Source organism: Gemmata sp. (genome assembly GCF_051859125.1).
Lineage (GTDB): Bacteria > Planctomycetota > Planctomycetia > Gemmatales > Gemmataceae > Gemmata.
Genome location: NZ_JBHYGG010000051.1, coordinates 1 through 19,298 on the forward strand (window position 1 = coordinate 1; position 19,298 = coordinate 19,298).

The 19,298-nt window shown below is 71.0% G+C and carries 11 protein-coding genes; 5 read left to right on the forward strand and 6 right to left on the reverse strand.

Annotation, left to right across the window (positions count from 1 at the left end):
* The first annotated feature begins 85 nt into the window (after window positions 1–85).
* Entirely contained in the window at window positions 86–1,627 is a 1,542-nt protein-coding gene (locus ACTIGN_RS06550) for a glycerol-3-phosphate dehydrogenase/oxidase (RefSeq protein WP_439622017.1), read from the forward strand.
* A gap of 10 nt (window positions 1,628–1,637) precedes the next feature.
* Here the strand turns inward: ACTIGN_RS06550 and ACTIGN_RS06555 are convergent, their stop codons facing one another.
* The gene (locus tag ACTIGN_RS06555) at window positions 1,638–2,354 is read right to left on the reverse strand and encodes an MIP/aquaporin family protein (RefSeq protein WP_439622019.1); all 717 of its coding nucleotides are present in this window, start codon (window positions 2,352–2,354) and stop codon (window positions 1,638–1,640) included.
* Window positions 2,355–2,376: 22 nt separating this feature from the next.
* A complete protein-coding gene (locus tag ACTIGN_RS06560; RefSeq protein WP_439622021.1) occupies window positions 2,377–3,867 on the reverse strand; it encodes an FAD-binding oxidoreductase in 1,491 nt (496 codons plus the stop codon).
* 252 nt (window positions 3,868–4,119) lie between these two features.
* On the opposite strand from ACTIGN_RS06560, the gene ACTIGN_RS06565 reads away from it, so the two are divergent.
* Both ACTIGN_RS06565 and ACTIGN_RS06570 read left to right on the forward strand, forming a co-directional pair.
* Window positions 4,120–5,355 carry a metallophosphoesterase family protein gene (locus tag ACTIGN_RS06565; RefSeq protein ID WP_439622023.1) on the forward strand — a complete coding sequence of 412 codons (1,236 nt, stop codon included), beginning with the start codon at window positions 4,120–4,122 and terminating at the stop codon, window positions 5,353–5,355.
* A gap of 38 nt (window positions 5,356–5,393) precedes the next feature.
* Window positions 5,394–8,546, forward strand: coding sequence for an AAA family ATPase (locus ACTIGN_RS06570; RefSeq protein ID WP_439622025.1), 3,153 nt, complete (start codon window positions 5,394–5,396; stop codon window positions 8,544–8,546).
* Window positions 8,547–9,488: 942 nt separating this feature from the next.
* On the opposite strand, the gene ACTIGN_RS06575 is transcribed toward ACTIGN_RS06570, so the two are convergent.
* The 4 genes from ACTIGN_RS06575 to ACTIGN_RS06590 form a co-directional block, all read right to left on the reverse strand.
* A complete protein-coding gene (locus ACTIGN_RS06575) occupies window positions 9,489–12,830 on the reverse strand; it encodes a protein kinase domain-containing protein (protein ID WP_439622027.1) in 3,342 nt (1,113 codons plus the stop codon).
* A 122-nt stretch (window positions 12,831–12,952) separates the two neighbouring features.
* Window positions 12,953–13,618, reverse strand: a complete 666-nt coding sequence (locus tag ACTIGN_RS06580) for a hypothetical protein (protein ID WP_439622029.1) — start codon at window positions 13,616–13,618, stop codon at window positions 12,953–12,955.
* Between the two features lie 99 nt (window positions 13,619–13,717).
* Window positions 13,718–14,182, reverse strand: a complete 465-nt coding sequence (locus ACTIGN_RS06585; protein WP_439622031.1) for a hypothetical protein — start codon at window positions 14,180–14,182, stop codon at window positions 13,718–13,720.
* Window positions 14,183–14,391: 209 nt separating this feature from the next.
* The gene (locus ACTIGN_RS06590) at window positions 14,392–14,865 is read right to left on the reverse strand and encodes a hypothetical protein (protein WP_439622032.1); all 474 of its coding nucleotides are present in this window, start codon (window positions 14,863–14,865) and stop codon (window positions 14,392–14,394) included.
* A gap of 989 nt (window positions 14,866–15,854) precedes the next feature.
* Between ACTIGN_RS06590 and ACTIGN_RS06595 the strand changes: the two genes are divergently transcribed.
* Together ACTIGN_RS06595 and ACTIGN_RS06600 are read left to right on the forward strand one after the other, a co-directional pair.
* Window positions 15,855–17,909, forward strand: coding sequence for a protein kinase domain-containing protein (locus ACTIGN_RS06595; protein WP_439622034.1), 2,055 nt, complete (start codon window positions 15,855–15,857; stop codon window positions 17,907–17,909).
* A 396-nt stretch (window positions 17,910–18,305) separates the two neighbouring features.
* On the forward strand, window positions 18,306–19,241 hold the full coding sequence (locus ACTIGN_RS06600; protein ID WP_439622036.1) for a hypothetical protein: 936 nt from the start codon (window positions 18,306–18,308) through the stop codon (window positions 19,239–19,241).
* The last annotated feature ends 57 nt before the right edge of the window (window positions 19,242–19,298 follow it).

A 19,298-nucleotide genomic window follows, 5' to 3' on the forward strand; every position in this document is an offset into this window, starting at 1 on the left:
GGTTTGTAGGGGCCGCCCTGCGTGGCGGCCCGCGTGAGGCGAACGACTCCACAGAGCCGCCGCCCGCCCGACGAGGCACACCCCGATGACCCGCGACGCGATGCTCCGCAAGGCGGCCGACCGCCGCGACCCGTGGGACGTGGTGGTGATCGGCGGCGGCGCGACCGGGGCCGGCGTGGCGGTGGACGCGGCCGCCCGCGGGTACTCGGTGCTCCTGCTGGAGCGGGGCGACTTCGGGTGCGGCACGTCGAGCCGGAGCACCAAGCTCGTCCACGGCGGCGTCCGGTACCTGCGGCAGGGCAACGTGTCGCTGGTCTTCGAGGCGCTCCGCGAGCGGGGCCGGCTCCTCCGCAACGCGCCGCACGTCGTCCACGACCTCGCGTTCCTCGTCCCGTGCTACCGCCGCCGCGACCTCGTGATGTACGGCGTCGGGCTCAAGGCCTACGACCTGCTCGCGGGCCGGAGCCCGTTCGGGCACGCGGTGGTCGTCTCGGCCGCCGAGGCCGCCCGCCGCCTGCCGACGGTCCGCACCGACGGCCTCCGCGGCGGGGTGGTGTACCACGACGGCCAGTTCGACGACTCGCGGCTGCTCATTCACCTGCTCATGACCGCGGCCGACCTCGGCGCGTGCGTCGTGAACTACGCCGCGGTCACCGGGCTGACCCGCGACGCGAGCGGCACGATCTCCGGCGTGCGGGTGCGCGACGCGGAGGGCGGGGGCGAGTTCGTCGCCGCGGCGAAGGTCGTGGTGAACGCCGCCGGGCCGTTCTGCGACGAGGTGCGGCGGATGGCGTCGCCCGCGGCCGCCCCGATGCTCGCCGCGAGCCAGGGGAGCCACGTCGTCCTCGACCGGGCCTTTCTCCCGGGCGGCTCGGCGCTGCTCATCCCCGAGACCCCCGACGGCCGCGTGCTGTTCGCGATCCCGTGGCACGGGCACACGCTCGTCGGCACGACCGACGTCGCGCTGCCGGCCGCCCCGGTCGATCCGCACGCGACCGATGCCGAGATCGACTTCATCCTCGAAACAGTCGGCCGCTACCTCACCCGCAAGCCGGCCCGCGGCGACGTGCTGGGCACCTTCGCGGGCATCCGGCCGCTCGTAAAGTCGGGCGGGAACACGGCGGCGATGTCGCGGGACCACGCGATGCACGTGGACGCGCCGGGGCTGGTCACGATCACCGGCGGGAAGTGGACGACGTACCGGAGCATGGCCGAGGGGTGCGTGGACAAGGCCGCGGCGGTGGCCCGGTTGCCGCACCGCCCGTGCCGCACCGCGGAGTTGCGGCTGCACGGGTCCGCGCCGCCCGACCCGACCGACCCGCTCGCGATCTACGGCACCGACGCGGCCGCGGTCCGCCAGTTGATGGCCGCCGACCCTTCGCTCGCGGCACCGCTCCACCCTGCCCTCCCGTACTGCGGGGCCGAGGTGGTGTGGGCGGTGCGTGCGGAAATGGCGCGAACGCTGCTCGACGTGCTGACGCGCCGCACGCGGGCGCTGTACCTGAACGCACGGGCCGCTGTTGAGATGGCCCCGCAGGTCGCCGACCTGATGGCCCGCGAACTCGGCCGCGACCCCGCCTGGGCCGCGGAGCAGGTGCGCTCGGTTCGCGAGGCGGCGGGCGAGTGAGATCCGCACGTCACGGGACGGGAAGCACGGCTTTTGCCAGGAACGCGGCCGCGGCCGCCCCGATCAGCGGGCCGGCGACCGGCACCCAGGCGTAGCCCCAGTCCGAAGTGCCCTTCCCCGCGACCGGCAGTAGCGCGTGCGCGATCCGCGGGCCGAGGTCGCGGGCGGGGTTGATCGCGTAGCCCGTGGTCCCGCCGAGGCTCAGGCCGATCCCCCACACGAGGCCGCCGGCCAGTGGGGCCATGAGCGCCCCGCCGATCTCCTTCTCCACGATCGCCGTCCCAACGAACACCAGCGTGAACGTCGCGATCGCCTCACTCAGTAGGTTCGCGGGCGGGTTCCGGATCGCCGGCGAGGTGCAGAACACGGCGAGCTTCGCGGCCGGGTCGGCGGTCGCGGCCCAGTGCGGCAGGTAGTGCAGCCAGACGAGTGCGGCCCCGGTGAACGCCCCGGCGAGTTCCGCGGCCGCGAGCCCCGCCGCCCGACCGACCTCCAGCTTGCCCAGAAGCACCGCCGCGAACGGGCCGACCGGGTTGATGAACCCCGGCCCGCCGACGGCCTTCGCGGTGTACACGCCGGCCATCACGGCGACCGCCCAGCCCGCCGTCACCGCGACCCAGCCCGCGTTCTGGGCCTTCGACTTCTCCAGCACCGCCCCCGCCACGACCCCGCCGCCGAGGAGGATGAGGATCGCCGTTCCCAGGAACTCACCGAGGTACTCGTTCACGTCGCCTCCTGGTGGCACCGCATCACACCGCGGCGCGGCGGCCGGGCTTCAGTGCGACGGCGGACGGCTCCGAGCACCCGCCGGCGGTCGGCAGCAGCTTCCCGGGGCTGCACCGGTTCTCGGGGTTGAACGCCGTGCGGAGCCGGACCATGTAGTTCAGGTCGTCGGGGGTGAACATGAGCGGCATGAAGTCGATCTTCTCGACGCCGATGCCGTGCTCGCCCGTCACGCTGCCGCCGAGGTTGATGCACTCGGCCAGGATGTCGTGGCTCGCGTCCAGCACCGCCTTCACCTGGAGCGGGTCGCGCTCGTCGAACATCAGGATCGGGTGCACGTTCCCGTCGCCGGCGTGGAACACGTTGCAGATGCCGAGCTTGTACTTCTTCGCGGTCGCCTGGATGTGCCGCATGATCTCCGGGAGCTTCGTCCGCGGGACGACGCCGTCCTGGGTGCAGTAGCTCGGGTACCCGAGCCGCCCGATGGTGCCGAAGGCCTGCTTGCGGGCCTTCCAGAGCGCCATCCGCTCGGCCTCGGTGTTGGCCTTGCGCACCTCGCGGGCCTTGTTCTTCTTGGCGATCGCCTCGATCCGGTCGGCCTCGTCCTGCAGCCCGGCCGCGATGCCGTCCACCTCCATGATGACGACCGCCTCGGCGTCGAGCGGGAACCCGAACTTGAACGCGGCCTCGACGGCGCTGAGCATCGTCTTGTCGAGCAGTTCGAGCGCCGCGGGGACGATGCCCGCCCCGATGATGTCGCTGATCGTGTTGGTCGCGTCGTCGATCGTCTCGAACACGCCGAGCAGCGTGCGGTACGCCTCGGGGTTCTTGGTGAGCCGCACCCACACCTTCGACACGACCCCGAACGTCCCCTCGCACCCGACGACGGTGCCGGTCAGGTCGTACCCCGGGCCGTCGGCCGTCGGGCCGCCGCACGTCACCACGCGGCCGTCGGGGAGGACGAGTTCGACGCCGAGGATGTGGTTGACGGTGACGCCGTACTTGAGCGTGTGCGGGCCGCCCGAGTTCGTGGCGACGTTCCCGCCGATGGTGCACGCGCCCTGGCTGCTCGGGTCCGGGGCGTAGTGCAGCCCGTGCGGCTTCAGCGCGTTGGTGAGCCACACGTTCACGACCCCCGGCTCGACGATCGCGTACCGGTCGCGGACGTTGATTTCGAGGATGCGCTTCATGCGGGCCAGCGCGATCATGACCCCGCCGCCCACCAGCACGCACCCCCCGGCCAGGCTGGTGCCGGCCCCGCGGGCGAGGAACCCGACGTCGAGTTCCACGCACGCCTTCACGATGGCAACGATGTGCTCGGTGCTGGTCGGGAAGACGACGACGCTCGGCTTGGTCTTGGCGATGGTGAACCCGTCGCACTCGTAGGCCGACATGTCGGCCGCGGAGGTGAGGACGTTGTCGGGGCCGACGATGGCCCTCATCCGCGACACGAGCGTCTCGTGTGCGGGCGACTTCGCGGCGGGTGCGGGCGGCGTCAGGGTGGCTGTGGTGCTCATGGTGATAGTGTAGCGGCGGCGGCGAGCGGTCTGTACCCCGAAGGGGTTGCATTCCAGAGCCCAGGGTCGCCCGCTCTGGGGCGCACCCTGGGTGACCCGTGCGTGTCTGCATTGTGTCGGAGGTGCCCCAGGGTGCGCCGAAACCGGCGACCCTGGGTTCGGGAATGCAACCCCTTCGGGGGATCAACCCCTGCTCTCCCCGCCCGCATCTGACCTTCCGCTCGTTCGCACGCCCCGGCACAATGTCGGGGTATGAAGATCCTCCACACCGCCGACTGGCACCTCGGCGACCGCCTCGGGCGGATCGACCGCACCGCCGACCTACGAGCCGCGGTCGAGCGGGTCGCCGCGCACTGCAAGCAGGAAGCGGTTGACGTGCTGCTCGTCGCCGGTGACCTGTTCAGCGAACTCGCGCGGCCCGACAGCCTCCGCGAGACGATCCGCCACTGGCAGGAGGCGTTCCGCGAGTTCCTCGAAACCGGCGGCACGGTCCTCACCCTCACCGGCAACCACGACAACGAGAACTTCTGCCAGACCCTCGTGAGCGCCATGTCGCTCGCGGCCCCCACGCTCGGCCACATGGGCGAGACCGTGCCGCCGGGCCGGCTCTACCTCGCCGCCGACCCGACGTTCGTCCGCCTCGAGGACCGCACGGGCGGGTTCCCGGTGCAGTTCGTGCTGATGCCGTACCCGACGCCGAGCCGGTACTTCAAGGGCGACGCGGCGCTGAAGTACGGCAGTCCCGAGGAGAAGAACAAGCTCCTCGTCGCCGCGTGGGCGGGTGCTCTGCGCGACATCCGCGAACACCCGAAGTACGACCCGAAGGCCCCGGCCGTGCTCTCGGCGCACGTCCACGTTCACGGGTCGAGCGTCGGGCCGAGCCTGTTCCGCATCACCGAAGAGGAAGACGTGGTCGTGGAAGGGGCCGACCTGCCTGAGCAGTTCGACTACGTCGCGCTCGGGCACATCCACAAGCCGCAGTGGCTCGGGGCCGCGAAGCACGTCCGCTACTCGGGCAGCATCGAGCGGATGGACCTCGGCGAGTCGGGCGACCAAAAGGGCGTCGTGATTGTCGAAATCGGGCCGGACGGCCGGAACGGTGACCCGGGGGTGCTGCCGCTGCCGGCGACGCCGATCTACGAGGTGAGCGTCCTGAACCCCGCCACCGACCTGCCGCGGCTGAAGGCGGAGTACCAGAACGCGCAGACCGACCTCGTGAACCTGCACATCCGGTACACGGCGGGGGTCGACCAACTGGAGGAGGTGCTGCGTGAACTGGAGCGCATCTTCCCGCGGTGGTACGCCCGCGACTGGCAGGAGACCGGGGCGCTCGGGCCGTCGCTCGCGGGCACGGAAGGGGCCGGCACCAAGAGCTTCGGCGAGACCGTCCGCGACTACCTCGGCCAGGAACTGATCCAGCACGACGAGAAGGAGCGCGCGGCGATCCTGAACCTCGCCGACGGGCTCCTCAACGACCTGGAAAACTAAGCGGGCGTGGCCACGCCCGCCTTTTCGCTGAGTGAAGAATGATCCCGCAACGCGTGAAGCTCTCGGGGTTCCTCTCCTACAAGGACGAGCAGGAGATCCGCTTCGACGGGTCGCCGCTGTGGATGCTCTCGGGCACCAACGGCAGCGGCAAGTCGAGCATCTTCGACGCCGTCACGTACTCGCTGTTCGGCCACCACCGCGGCGGCAGCCAGAGCGCGTCGGAACTCATCAACAAGGAATCGACCACCCTCGCCGTCGAGTTCGACTTCACCGTCGAGCGGCAACTGTACCGCGTCAAGCGCACCGTGCGCCGCCGCACCTCCGGGGTCGCCAGCACCCAGCAGGTGATGAAGTTCATCGCCCCGCCCCCCGGCACCGCCGCGGGCGGCGAGGAGGCGTGGGAGGCGATCCCGGACACGACCTACAAGGCCAAGTTCGATGCGTGGGTGAAGGACAAGATCGGGCTCGACTACGAGACGTTCACGTCGTCGGTTCTGCTGCTCCAGGGGAAGTCCGAGAAGCTACTCGACAGCACGCCGTCGGGCCGGGCCAGCGTGCTCGCCCGCATCGTCGACCTCGAGCGGTTCCAGAAGCTGCACGGCAGGGCCGACGAGAAGCGCAAGGCGCTCAAGGCCCAGCTCGAGGGGATCGCGAACCAGCTCGAAGGTACCCGCAACGTGACCGACGAGGAGCTCGCGGCCGAGGAAGCGAAGATCGCCGCGGCCGAGGAGGCCCGCACGGCGGCGCAGCACCGCATTGACGCCCTGGTGTCACTCGAACTCCAGGCCCGCGGGTGGGACGCGGCCCAGAAGAAACTCGGCAACGCACGGGCCAAGCTCGCCAGCGCCGAGGGGGTGCTGAAGCACGCGGTCGCCATCGAGACCGAGTACCACCGGCTCCGCGAGCTCCGCGACGTGCTCCCGGCCGTCACCACCGTCGTCACCGAGCGGGGTCGCATCTCCGAGTCCGAGCGGAAGACCGAGAAGCTCCTCGGCGAGCAGGCGATCCGCACCGACGACCGCCGCCAGGCCGAGAACAAGCTCGACCTCGCCAAGAAGAAGCGCGAGGCGCTCAAAAAGACGCTCGGCGAGGACGAGGCCCGGCACGCGCTCCTCAACGCCCGGCTCCGCGAACTCGCCGGGGTGCTCGAAAAGGTCAAGCAGGCCGAGGACGCCGACGCCGAGGTGAAGCGGCTCGAAGCCGACCTGAAGCCACTCCCCGCCGACCCGGACGCCGCCGTCCGCACGCTCCAGCACGACCAGGAGCGGCTCGCGCTCCTCGCCCAGCACATCGGCCTGCTCAACCGACTCCACGAGGACCGCTCGGAACTCATCAAGGCGGCCGCCACCGAGAAGCACGCGAAGGCCGAGGAGGCGCGGCTCAAGGCCGAGGGGCTCAAGGCCAAGGAGGAGTTCACTGCCCTCGAAGCGCAGGCCAAGGCGGCGCGCGACGACCGCGCCGCCCGGGACCAGGCCGCCGCCGAGGCCCGCGCGCTCGCGCGGCAGGCGAAGGAGTTGGCTGACGAGTTCACCCACCTCACCGGCGAGAAGTCGTGCCGGGCGTGCGGGCAGCCGCTCACCGAGGCCCACTTCGCGAACGAGAAGAAGAAGCGCGACCTCGACGCCAAGGCCGCCGAGCGCAAGCTCAAGGACCTCACCGAAGCGGCCGCGAAGGCCCGTGCGACCGAGGAGCACCTCTCCGCGAAGGAGGCCGCCGACCGCGAACTCCTCACCAAACTGCGCGAGCAGTACGTCGCCGCGTCCGGTGCGGTCAAGCAGGCCGGCAGCGACGCCCGGCGGCTCGCCGAGTCGTGCCGGCAGACCTACTTCCAGCTCCCGCAGGAGTACAAGGACCGCGTCGGCCCGACCGAGCCGTCCGACTGGGTCAAGGTGACGTACCCCGACCGGCACGACGTCGCCACGCTCTCCGAGGAAGCGAAGCAGATCGAAGCCGTGAAGCGCAAGCTCCGCGTCGCACAGGAGGAGGCGAAGAAGGTCGGCGAACTGCGGGCGAAGCTGGAGTCGGCCCGCGAGCGGTTCGAGCGGTCGCGGCAGAGCCTCCCGAAGGGCGACCCGGCCGCGGTCCGCGAGGAGTTCGCGTCCAAGCAGGCCGACGAAAAGAGCGTCGCCGCCGCCATCGCCGCGGGGAAGAAAACCATCGCGACGACCGACCTCGACGTGGACCGCGGCGTGCGCGACCTGAACACCATCGACCTCGACCTGGCCCGGATCGTCGGCGAGTTGGGCAAGGAGGAGGCGAGCCGCAAGCAGAGCGCCGAGTCCGTCGAGCGGGCCAAGCGGGCGCTCCCCGTCGCGTGGCAGAAGCCGGCCGAGACCGCCGGGTTCAACGAGCGCTCGCGGTGGCAGGACGAGTTCGAGGCGCTCGCCGCAAAGGGCACCGAGAAGAAGTTCACGGACCTTCAAGCGGCCCGCGGCGGGCTCGACTCGCTCCGCGCCGAGATCGTTCAGTTCGAGGAGGAGGCCGGCGCCTTCCCCGAGGAGGCCCGCCGCAACCCCGACGAGGTGCGGGCCGAGGTCGCCGCCGCCCGGAAAGAGGCCGACGACCGGAACAAGGACTTCCTCGACGCCCGGAGCCGGAAGCGGGTGCTCGACGACTACCGCAAGCAGCGCGGCGACCTCAACGAGCAGTACAAGGCCGTCGACGCCGACCACAACCGGCACAAGCTCCTCGCCGAACTGCTCGGCCGCGACCGGCTCCAGCGGTTCCTCGTGCGCAAGGCCGAGACGCAGATCGTCGACTACGCCAACGCGGTCCTCGACCGGCTCAGCGGCGGGCAGTTGTTCCTGCGGCTCGTCGGCACCGACGACGGCAGCACGGAGAAGGCGCTGGAACTGGAGTGCTCGAACCGGGTGACCGGCGGGTCGCCGATCAACGTGGCGTTCCTGAGCGGGAGCCAGCGGTTCCGCGTGGCGGTGGCGCTGGCGCTCGGGATCGGGCAGTACGCGAGCAAGCAGCACCGGCCGATCGAGAGCGTCATCATCGACGAGGGGTTCGGGTGCCTCGACCGGGCCGGCCGCCAGGTGATGATCCAGGAGCTCCAGAACCTCCGCGGGCACCTGCACTGCATCCTGCTGGTGTCGCACCAGGAGGAGTTCGCCGACGCCTTCCCCGACGGCTACCGCTTCGAACTCCAGGACGGCGCGACGCACGTCTCCCGCTTCGTGCGGTGATGCTGTTGCCCTGCGAGCCACGGGGCCTGCCCCCGTGGGAGGAGCGCTGAAGACCCCGTGGCTCGATCGACCGCGCTCACGCGACCGCCCCCTCACCCGCGACTCGAAGACTCGTCGCGACCTCGCCCCCGCAAAGCCGGGGGCGAGGTGGGGCGGATGGCCTCTCTGCTGTCGCTACCCCGTTCCAAAGCTGTTCATAAGGCCCGAAGCCCCACCTCGCCCCTGGTCTCGGGGGAGAGGTCGCCGCGAGTCTTCGAGCGGCGGGTGAGGGGGTGCCACCCCCGACATTCCCCGGGCCTGTGCCGTTCACCTTTCCCACCAGTGTCGCCGCGGTTATCGTGGTGCAGTCACTGACAGAGAGGGTCGTGAAGATGGGCCTGTTGGTTCCGCTCGTTCTCGCGGCAAGCCTGGTATCGCCCCGACCCAAGGGACCGTTCGGCCGCCTCATGGACGGGGTCGATAACTTCGGTGCCCTCGGCGCCGCGCCGCCCCCAGGGGCGGTGTGCCACCCGGGCATCCGGTTGGGGATGAGCCGGGCCGAGGTTGAGAGGCTCATCGGCGAACCCACGCACGGGGAGGACCGTTCGGGTGATCCCCTGGACGGGCGCGTCACCGCGATTTACCGTTGGCCGCGGCTCAAGGCGATCACGTACGCCCACGGCCGGGTCGTTCGGGTCGTCCCACCGCCCCCACCGGACCTGATCGCCCCGTGATGCGTCTCGTTCGGGTACTCGACCCGCCAGTCGATGCCGTTGGCCCAACGTCGGGTGCGACAAGGGATTGCGGATGGTGCAGACTCCGGCCCCGAACACTCCAACAGAGATTCTTCCGGACGAATGGGATGATTCCGGACTTCAGAATGGTTCCGGAGGTGGGGTGGGGGAGTCGGCCGGAATCAAGTTCTCGCCCCACCTCAACAGCGCGACCGCGCGTTTCCCGGCGCTACCTCCCCTTCCCTTCCTCGGCCGCCGGGAATGTGCGGGCGACGCGGAACCCGTTCGCGAAGTTGCCGACGCCCGGCCGGTAGAAGCTCCGCATGGCCGACCGCAGGTCGCCGGCCTGGTCGTAGAACGAACCGCCGCGCAGGATGCGCGAGTTCTGGTCGGTCACCACGAGGTACCGGGTCCGCTCCGCGTCGTCGGGCTGGTCGACCGCGTACTGGACCGCCGGGTCGATGCCCCACTCGGAGGCGCTCCCGAGCGTGTCGAACATGCCCAGGTCGTTCGGTCGCAGGCTCCCGACCGGGTGGGACCGCTCGTCCGCCGACCGGAACGACCACCCGTACCGCGAGAGCAGTTCGTCGCCGCGGCCGTAGAACCGCGGGGTGACCGCCCCGCCGCGGCACGCGAACTCCCACTCGGCCTCGGTCGGGAGCCGGTAGCCGGTGAGCCGCAGGTAGTCCGGCTTGATCCGCATCCCCTCGGCGAGTTCGCCGTCCTTGTTCGGCTCGAAGCACCACTGGTCCTCGGGCACCCCCTCCTCCTTGCTCAGCCAGTTGCAGTACGCCGCGGCCCCGTACCACGACACGGACAGCGCCGGGCACTCGGGCTCGGGGGCGTAATGCTTCAGGTAGGCGTGCTTCGGCCGGAACCGGAGGTACTGCTCGGTCGTCACCTCGCGGGTGCCGATCGCGAACGTGCGGGCGATCCGCTTCGTGTGCCGGAGTTCGTGCGCGTTGCGGCCGGTCTCGTCGGGCGGCGACCCCATCTGAAACTCGACCGGGCCGCGGACGACCGCGAGCGTCTGCCCCTGGCGCGTGGCGTACCAGTCGCGGTCCGCAGTTGGCACACCCGTAGCGAGTTCCCGGTCGATCGCGGCGACCTCGTTCGCCATCCCCCACTTCTGCCGCAGGAGCCAGTCGATCGCCGCGTGCAGGCCCGGGTCCGGGTGGCCGCGGTACGCCCGGAGCAACCCCGCGGTGAACGGGTCGCGATCCGCCGCGGGGACGCGGGCGGGCGGGAAGTCGCCCAGCGCAATCAGCAGCGCCCGCTGCGCCGACAGGTCCGATTCGGCGCCGTACCGGCGCACGAGCACGGCCGGGTCGGCACCGGTCGTGGAGAACCGGTGGATCAGGTAGCTGCGCGCGGTCGGGGTGCCGCCCGCCGGGAACCGCAGGACCGGCCACGTGGGGTCCGGGTCGCCGAGTGCGAGGAGCGTCGCAGCCGCGTTCGCGTGCCGGCGGCCCCGCGCCTCCGCCTCCGCGCGGGGGCCGTCGTCGGCGAGCGGCGCCGCGAGTTCCGCCCGCAGGACCGGGGCCACGCCGAGGGCGGCTCGCCGCACGGCGTCCTCGACGAGCGAGTAGTGTCGCGCGTCGAACGTCATGACCAGTTCGGCGAGGTCGGCCGGGCGGTCGGTTGCGAACCGGGCGAGCAGGCTCGCGCACAGGTCGAACGCGCCGGCCTCGGCGACCAGTTCCGACTCCGCGAGCTTCCCGGACCGGAGGCGGGGGCGGGCGGCGACGTACTGGCGCACGAGGTGTGGGGCGAGCACCGTGCCGACCGGTGCGAACGCCTGGCCCCACGCCCCGGCCTCGGTCGGGCTCTGCTGCCCGAGCCACGCTGCCACCTCGGCGGCGCGCGGCGGCCACTCGGGGTCGGCGGGCGACACGATCGCCCACCCGGCCGCGACCCGCAACCGATACCCCGCGGGCCGGTCCCCGCTCCGCGCGAGCCAGTCGCGGTGCGAGAACCCGGCCGCCAGGACCAGCGGCTTGATGAGCCCGTTGAGGACCGGCACCTGCGCGACCGGGCACGCCGCGGAGTAGTCGAGCAGTTCGGCGAGCCGCTGGCGCTCGGCGGCGTCGGGCGGGCCGGGCGCGCGGAGCACCACGAGCATGAGCCGGGCGTGGAGCCCGGCCCGGTCCGGAAGCGGCCGCCGGGCCGGGGTCTGGAGCCGGGGCACGACCTCGTCGCGGTACTCGTCGAGGGTGCGGACGAGGATCGGGAGTTCGACCGGCTCCATCGAGCCGAGGGCGTCGACGATCACGTCGGCGCGGGCCTCGCGCTGGCGGCGGACCACCTCGGCGTCGGCCGCCCGGCGGTCCGCCTCCTGCTGGGCGCGGACCGCGGCGGCCGCGCCCACGGCGGTGACCGCGACCAGCGCCACCGCGACCGCCGCGGCCGCGCGGCTCGGGTTCCGCCGCACCCACTTCAGCGCCCGCTCCGCGGCCCCGACCGGCCGGGCCGATATGGGCCGGTCCGCGAGGTACGCTCGGAGGTCGTCGGCCAGCGCCGCGGCCGTCGGGTACCGCCGGGCGGCGTCCTTCTCCAGGCACTTGAGGCAGATCGTCTCCAGGTCGCGGGGGGTGTGCGGGGCCAGCGCCCGCGGGCTCACCGGCTCGCGGGTCAGCACCTGCTGGATCGTCTCCATCACCGAGTCGCCCCGGAACGGCACCGTGCCCGTGAGCAACTCGAACAGGATCACCCCCAGCGCGTACACGTCGGTCGCAGTGCCGATTTCGCGCGTCTTCCCCGCGGCCTGCTCGGGGCTCATGTAGCTCGGCGTGCCCATGACCGCGCCCGTGGCCGTCATGTCCGACGCGCCGATCCGGGCCAGGCCGAAGTCCGTCACCTTCGGCTCGCCCTTCTCGTCGAGGAGGACGTTGGCGGGCTTCAGGTCGCGGTGGACGATCCCCTTGGCGTGCGCCGCGGCGACCGCGTCGGCCAGCTTCGCCACCATCTCGGCCGCCCGCCACGGCGCGAACGTGCCAGCCCGCTGGAGCGCGCCGCCGAGCGTCCCGCCGGCGACCAACTCCAGTGCGAAGTAGGGTTGCCCGTCGTGCTGGCCGAACTCGAACACCTGGATGACATACGGGTGCTGAACCTGCGCCAGCGCCTCCGCTTCGAGGAGGAACCGGGCCTGTGCGACCGGCTCGACGTACCGCCCGCCGAGGAGCATCTTGATCGCCGTGGGCCGGTTCAGGCGGACGTGCCGGGCGCGGTACACGACGCCCATGCCGCCGCGGCCGAGTTCCCCGTCGATTTCGTAGCCCGGGATGGCGGGCACCCGCACCGCGGCGGCTGCGGCCGTCAGGGACAGCTCGGCGGCCCGACCCGCGTCCTCGGGGGACTGCACGACGGTCCCGGCCGGGAAGTCGGCGGTCGGTCCCGGCGCCCCGGGGGGCGACGCGATCTGCGACACAGTTTCGGCCTGCCCCGCTGGGGCGCCGCGGAGGTCCGGCAGCGTACCGCCCGCGTCGGGGGGCTGTTCGGATTCGGGCGCGGGCGTCTCGGGGGGCCGGGACTCGGGAGCCGGAACCGGCTCGGGCTGGGGGGCGGTGGCCACGGGCGGTACTCGGGGCGGAGAGTGGTGCGGGCCGACTCCCCCATACAGTACCGCATCCGGAGAAGGGGAACCACGGGCGGCCCGGAGCGAACGCGCGGGCGGCCCCTCGGTGCGGCCGGACCTCACACGCACACTTCGAGGACCAGGAAGTTGTCGGGCTCCTTCTTGTACAGCTCCGCGGCGCGCCGCAGGGTCACGATGCGGTCGGCGTGCCAGGGGTTTTCGAGCTGCGGCATCGAGTCCATGTGCGGGAACTCGGCGAGCAGGTCGGCCCGAATCAGCATCGCCCGCACCTTGCGGATCCGCTCATCGCCGACCAGTTCGCAGGTGAGGAACAGGGCGTACCGCACGGTCGTGACCGGCAGCCCGGCGTCCCGGCGGATGTGGCCGCTGACGAAGTGCTCGGCCACGGCGTTGAGGACGAAGTTCAGCAGGAACCAGCGGTCCTCGCGGGGGATGGGCATGACGGGGCTGCTGACGGTCGTGGCGCGGGCCCCGGCCCACACCTTGGCGATGGCGACCTTGTTCAGGAACACCTCCTCGATCGACCGCTCCAGGACGGTCCGGATCTTCAGGTAGCCGTCGGCGAAGATGTTGAGGCTGACGATGATCCGGTCGAGGAACTCCTTGTTGTGCCACTGCTGGAGCGCCCGGCGGCGCGCCCACCACCACGTGAACGCGAACGTCGCGGCCGACGTGGTCGTGGCGACGAGGACGGTGGTGAGGATGCGGCTGGTGTAGGCGCTGGCGACTTCGTCGCCGCTGACGGTGAGCGCGAGGAGGATCATGGGCACGCCCGCGGACGGGAGGTGGGCGGCCGGGCCGCCGGGGTCGGAGGTGTTGTTGTCCGACGGGCCGGCGGGTGCGGCAAGGTGCCCCGGGCGGGGTCACCTGAGATCGGCGTACTCGGCCAGGAGCCGGGCGACCACGACCGCCTGCCGCTCCGGGTCGGGGGTCAGGTCGGCCTCGACGCGGGTGATGGCGTACCGGGCGACGGCGTGGCGGAACGTCGGGGGCCGGTCGTTGGGCCACGCGCACTCGAACCCGACGCGGTGCCGCAGGGTCGGCTCCAGTTCGTCGACGGCCGCCGCGAGCGAAATCTTCCCCGCGGCGAGCCGCTCCGCGACCCGGCCCGAGGCCTCGGCCTCGCGGATGATGCGGATGCGCTGGGCCTCGACGATGGCCGCCTGCTCGTCGTGCCCCCGCACCTCATCGCGGAGGGTGCCGATGTTCCAGACGTCGAGCCCGACCGCCTGGACCCACCGCGGGGCGACGAGGTCGGTGAACACGAGGCTCAGTACGAGCCCAAAAAGTGTGGCAGCGGAGACGGTTCCGGCACGGCGGGCGACCATGGGAAGTCCTCAGGTGAAGCCTCTCGCCCGAAGGACGAGGGGGGCACAGGTCCTGTCTCGCATGAGGTATCTCGGGCGATCATAAACCGTCACCCCACACGTTTCAAGCCTTAATCGCGCGTGCGCCCGTCATTTTGTTTCAACGACATTTCCGTTGGTCCGCCCGCGGGAAACGCTGCATGGACCGCCCGAGCGTGCGAGGCGCAGACTCAGTTCGCCGCCCCGGCAGAGGTTCGGAACAGGTCGCGGAGCTCGGCCTGGAGCCGCCGCCGCACCTCGTCCTGCTGGGCCGCGGGGTAGCGGCCCAGTTCCCCTTCCGTGTAGCCGATGACGTTGTGGGCGGACTTCTCGAAGTCGGTGACCCCAGGGTAGGTCACGCGGATGACCCGCATGTACTCGGGCCGCCCCTGGTTCAGTGCGAGGAACTGCTCGGTGACGCACGCCAGGGTGGTCCGGCCCGCGATCAGGTCTCCGACCAGCTGCTCCTTGATCGCGATCCGCCTCTGGATCTCGACGTTCACCAGTTCGAGGCGCTCGCCCAGCTCCAACTCGGAGTTCAACTCCCCCCGCAACTGCCCGACCTGGAACACCCCGACGACGGCGGACCGGACTGACGGAACGTTCAGAGCGAGGACGGCAACCGGCACGAGCACAGCGAACGGGGCAAGGCGAAGCAGCGACATTAGCACATCTCCGGTTGGCAGCAATTCTCATCCGAACTCAATGTACAGCCCCTGCAACAATCCGCCAGGGATTCGACTGAATTCATTACTTTTTAAATTAACATACTGAACTATCCGGTCAAGGCGACAGCGGAGAACGGTGCGTGGCGCGATCCCCACTTTGCCAAACAGCACCCGCGTGCCCTGGCCCCAAGGGAGGTTCAGTCAATTCGGATTGTGTTGCCTCGTCACGCTTTGAGGCGGACGAACGGCAACGACAGGAGAGACCGGGACGGCTGGGCAGGCGGTTGTCCGTCCGTGCCCAGCCTGGCCGGAAAGCGTGGTAGGACCAAGGCAATAGCGATCCATCACTTCGAGCGCCGCATCCGTGCGACACTTCCCGTGAAACCCAGGGCCGGGCCCGAAATCTCGCGGGCGGAAGATGGAAAGCAAGCCCGGTGCCACGCGCACCAAAATTCACTCGCATCAGTCGCAAAGCACCTACCGGAAACATCTTGCCATTTGTCCCCCCGGACCCGTTTCGGCCCCCTGCCACCCGATTGCTGCCCGGAAACCGAGCAAGAGTTGCCTCCGAGAACGTTAACAGATGAAGAAGAGTCGGACCATCACGCGAATGCGGAACCAAGCAACCGTTGTGCGGTTCCACGGTAATTGATCCCGTGGCCAGAAGGACGTATCGAACCGGCCGCGTGTTCCCTCTGCGGACCTCTGCCCGTCCCAGGTTCCGTCCCCTGGTGCTGATGCTGACCGGGGTTCGATCCGTGCGACTCGCGGCATCGCACCCTCGTTCCCGGGGTGCGCGATCTGCTTGATCTGGCCCGCAACGGCACGCACAATGGCCCCGTTCACCAACTTCTCGCCGGGGGCTGGATATGGTTGCTCAGGACGTCATCTGCCCCACCTGCCGCACGGCCGTGAGTACCGCTGCGAGTGCGGGAACGAGCGTCGTGAATTGCCCCGGGTGCGGCCGACTGGTGGCGCGCGCGTCGGTGCCGGAGACCGTTTCCGGCCTCGCCGGCTTCTCGGGCTCCTCGGGCGGGGCCGCCACCCATGAAACGCTCGTCGCCCCGGCCGGCCTTCCGCGGTCGGGCGAGTTCCCGTTCCTCGCTCCCCCGCAGCACCCCGACGAACTCGGCCGCCTCGGGCCGTTCCGCGTCCTGGGGCTGATCGGGGCGGGCGGGATGGGCGCGGTGTTCCGGGCCGAGGACCCGGCCCTGCGTCGCCACGTGGCGCTCAAGGTGATGCTCCCGCAGTTCGCCGGCCACCCGACCGCGAGGGCCCGGTTCCTCCGCGAGGCCCGGTCCCAGGCGGCGGTCGAGCACACCCACATCGTCGCCATCCACCAGGTCGGGGAAGAGGGCGTCCCGTTCATCACGATGCCCCTGTTGAAGGGGGAGTCGCTCGCCGACGCCCTCGCCGCCGGCCCGACGTTCCCCGTCGGGGAGGCGGTGCGGGTCGCCCGCGAGATCGCCGAGGGGCTCGCGGCCGCGCACGCCGCCGGTCTCGTCCACCGCGACGTCAAGCCCGCGAACGTCTGGCTCGAGGGCCCGTCCCGGCACGTCAAGGTGCTCGACTTCGGCCTCGCGCGGGCCGGGGCGGACGGCGACCCGGCGGACGCGGTGACGGCGCCGGGGGCGATCATCGGCACGCCCGCGTACATGAGCCCCGAGCAGGCGACCGGCGAGCCCGTGGACGCCCGCAGCGACCTGTTCAGCCTCGGCGTCGTGCTCTACCAAATGCTGACGGGGCGGCAGCCGTTCACCGGCAAGAACACCCCCGCGACGCTGACGGCCGTGGCGACGCACACGCCGACCGATCCGGCGGAACGGAACCGGGCCGTGCCGCCCCCGTTGAGTGCCCTGACGATGAGGCTCCTCGCGAAGGCCCCCGCGGACCGGCCCGCGAGCGCCGGGGCGGTCGCCGAGGCGCTGCGGGCGATCGCGGCCGGAGCCACCCCCCCCGCGGCTCGCGCCGAGCCGACGGTCCCCGAGCCGCGGCAATCGGAAAGTGGCGAACCCGCCGCGGTCCCGCGGAAGCCGGGCCGCGGGTTCCTGGTCGGTGCCGGGATCGCACTGGCGGTGCTCGCGGTTCTGGTGGTCGTCGCGAACCGAAACCGCGACGGCACCGAGTCCCCCGCGACGGCCCCCGACGGATCGCCGGTCACCGCGGCCCCGCCCGGCAGAGCCGAAGCACCTGCGCCCGGACCCGATCCGGTCAAGGAAGTTGCCCCGCCCTTCGACGACCGCCTCGGGGCCGAGTGGGCGATCAAACTCGGGGGGGCGGTGCGGTTCGACGACGGCGACACCGACACCAAGAACCCCGCCGACCTGCCGAAGGGGGCGTTCCGCCTGACGGGCCTAAGTCTCGTGGGCGAGCGGGTCACCGACGTGGACCTGGCCCGGTTCAACGGGTGCAAGAACCTCACCCGGCTCGACCTCCCGCACTCGACGATCACCGACACCGGGCTGGCCAACTTCAAGTGGTGCGGGAACCTGACCCACCTGGACCTGACCGCCTCACAGGTCACCGACGCCGGGCTCGCGTGTTTCGACGGGTACCGGACCCTGACCCAGCTCACCCTGGACGAGACGAAAATCACCGGGGCGGGGCTGGTCCACTTCAAGAACTGTGCCGGCCTCCGCGGCCTGGGCCTCGGGGGCTGCTCGCGGCTAACCGACGCGGGGCTGGAGCACCTCAAGGGGCTCAAGTTCCTGACGGCCCTCGACCTCAATTCGACGCAAGTCACCGACGCCGGGCTCGCGTACTTCAAGGAGTGCATCGACCTGAAGGAACTGAACCTCGCCCGCACCGGGGTGACCGCGACCGGGCTGGCGGTGTTCAAGGACTTCAAGCGGCTCTCGATCGTGTACCTGGACCGGACCCCGACGACGGACGCGGGACTGGCGCACCTCATGGACGGCGACAGCCTCTCGTCGATCTTCTTGAGGGCGACGAAGGTGACGAGGACCGGTGTCGCGGCGTTCGCGAAGGCCCAACCGGGGTGCCGGGTCGAATGGGAGGGCGGGGTGATCGAACCGAAGTGAGCCGGCGGAGGGGCACGGTCGCGGGCCGAAATGCAACAAACCCCTGGCAGTGCCAGAGGTTTGTGGAGTGGAGCGAAGGGGAGTCGAACCCCTGACCTCTTCGTTGCGAACCTACGGGCACCCCGTCAACTCATCTACAAATCAAGCTGCTCCGGCGTCCTCGCAATCCGGTTGCACCACCGGTTGCACCAACTCGACAGAGGATGTTGCCGACGCCCCCCCGTCCGGGCTTCTGTCCGCACTTCTGACGTTGTTGAAGCAGCTGTCGCCCGCCGAGCGAGCGACAGTCGCTGCCGCACTTTCAGCGGGCACTCCCGCGCGTGAAAAGAGCGATTCAGACTGACCGGGTCGGTCGAGCGGGGCACCGAGCAAAGGTGTAGTACACGGGAGCGCGATATGGGGTGGGAGCTGCGGCACGGCAACCGATGGTACCTCTACCGGTGCCGGCGCGTGAACGGCAAGCCGGTCAAGGAGTACCTCGCGGCTCAGCACGACCGCCTCGTGCCGGGCTTCGGCGCGGTGATGGCCGACCAACTCGGTCGGCTGCAACGTCGGCTGAGGCACCTCCGCGGGCTCGCCCGACAGGCCCGCTCGGACGTCCGCGGGCGGATCGACGACGTGCTCACCCTGGCCCGGGACGCCAACGCCGAACTTCGGGTCGCGAGTGACGGGTTGCTCGCGGCGCTGGGCTACCACAAACACCGCCGGGGGGAATGGCGCATGAAACGCGACGTGGCACTGTTGAAGGACGCCATCCGCGCGTTGGAGACGCAGCACGCTGCCGGGCCAGGGCCGCTCGTCAACTACACCGCCCCCGAAGCCGACGCCGAGGCGGCCGAAGTGTTCGCCAAGTCCCGGGCGGGCGATGCCGGTGCCCAAGCACGCCTGCGGGTGCTCATCCGCGATCGAAATTGGACCAACTGGATCGGCGACCTGGGGGTACAGGCCACCCACCAACTGGTTCACATGGCCGCGGCGGGCGACGTCGTCTGGATGGCCGGCATCGCAGAGAAGGTTAGCGCGCTCATCGACGAACTGCTCGGCGAGAAGCCGACCGTGCTGGAGGTGCTGTTGGCCCGGCGGGTGATCAACGGGTGGCTGGCGACCCACGCCCTGGAGTTGGAACTGGCGGTCCGCCCGCCGGCGGTCCCGCGGGACCGGGCGCACCTGGACGCGGCCCTGTCCCGTGCCCAGAAGCGGCTCACCGAGGCAGTCCGGGAGCTGGCCCGGGTCCGCAAGTTGCAAGCGCCGGTGATCCTGGCACAGCTCAACGTGGCCGCGTCGCAAACCGTGGTGAACGGGGGCGGGAGCGGGGCACCCGCAAAGGTGTAACACAATAGAGGTTCTTCACGATAGCGGTGGTTGTGGGTAGGATGCCAGCCCTTGCGC